Source organism: Sphaerospermopsis aphanizomenoides BCCUSP55 (assembly GCF_001586785.1).
In the GTDB taxonomy this organism is placed as follows: Bacteria; Cyanobacteriota; Cyanobacteriia; order Cyanobacteriales; family Nostocaceae; genus Sphaerospermopsis_A; species Sphaerospermopsis_A aphanizomenoides_A.
This window is the reverse complement of the sequence record NZ_LUFH02000219.1, coordinates 1-1,319: the sequence shown is the minus strand read 5'-3', so window position 1 is coordinate 1,319 and position 1,319 is coordinate 1. Positions and strand designations below refer to the sequence as shown.

At 44.3% G+C, this 1,319-nt stretch carries 1 protein-coding gene; it reads left to right on the top strand.

The features are described 5' to 3' along the window. Positions 1–1,289, top strand: a 1,289-nt coding sequence (locus tag A0J48_RS26375; protein ID WP_200327532.1) for an ATP-binding protein, incomplete at its 5' end; no start/stop codon positions are given. Between the last annotated feature and the right edge of the window lie 30 nt (positions 1,290–1,319).

The window sequence follows — 1,319 nt, the reverse complement described above, 5'->3', positions numbered from 1 at the left end:
CCCCACCACCCCACCACCCTACCCAAATATGGGGTACATCTCCCGATTCTATAGATATGGCAGAAAATCGGGAACGGTTTGAAAAGATTCTGCAAGAATTGAATATTGCCCAACCTCCCAACGGTATCGCTAGAAGTTATGAAGATGCGTTAATAGTCGCTAAACGTATCGGTTATCCCGTGGTAGTCCGTCCCAGCTACGTTTTAGGGGGAAGGGCGATGGAAATCGTCTATTCTGACGCAGAGTTAGAAAGATACATGACTTTTGCCGTCCAGGTAGAACCAGATCACCCGATTTTAATTGATAAATTCCTAGAAAATGCCATTGAAGTGGATGTAGATGCGATCGCCGACCATACAGGTAGAGTCGTTATCGGTGGCATTATGGAACACATCGAACAAGCGGGAATTCACTCAGGAGACTCTGCTTGTTCTCTACCATCAATTTCCCTATCTCCAGCCGTATTAAGCCAAATTAGAACTTGGACAGTGCAACTAGCACAAGCTTTATCTGTTGTTGGTTTGATGAACATCCAATTTGCAGTAGTTGGTGCAAACGGTTATTCACCCCAAGTTTACATCTTAGAAGCAAACCCTAGAGCATCCCGTACTGTTCCTTTTGTTTCTAAAGCTACAGGTGTACCCTTAGCAAAACTAGCATCCTTAATCATGTCGGGTCAGACTTTAGAAGAATTAAACTTTACTCAAGAAGTCATTCCTGCTCATATAGCCGTGAAGGAAGCAGTATTACCCTTTAATAAATTCCCCGGTACAGATACTTTATTAGGACCAGAAATGCGTTCTACAGGGGAAGTAATGGGAATTGACGCTGACTTTGGCCGCGCCTTTGCTAAAGCAGAATTAGGCGCAGGGGAAAAACTTCCACTCAAAGGAACTGTATTTGTATCCATGAGTGACAGAGATAAAGGTGCAGCCATTGAGGTAGTGAAAGAATTTATCAACTTGGGTTTTACCATCATTGCTACCCAAGGGACACGCCAAGTCCTACAGGAAAACGGTGTGAAAGTTGAATTAATCTTGAAACTCCATGAAGGTCGTCCCCACGTCCTGGATGCGATCAAAAATGAGAAAATCCAACTGATTATTAACACGCCATCAGGAGAAGAAGCCCATACCGATGCGCGGTTAATTCGACGTACCGCCCTAGCTTACAAAATCCCCATCATTACTACTATAGCTGGAGCAAGAGCCACAGTCGCCGCTATCCGTTCTTTGCAAAATACAACTTTGGATGTGAAGGTGATTCAAGAGTATTGTCCAATAAGATAAACAGGGTGTGGGGTGTGGGGTGTGGGGTGT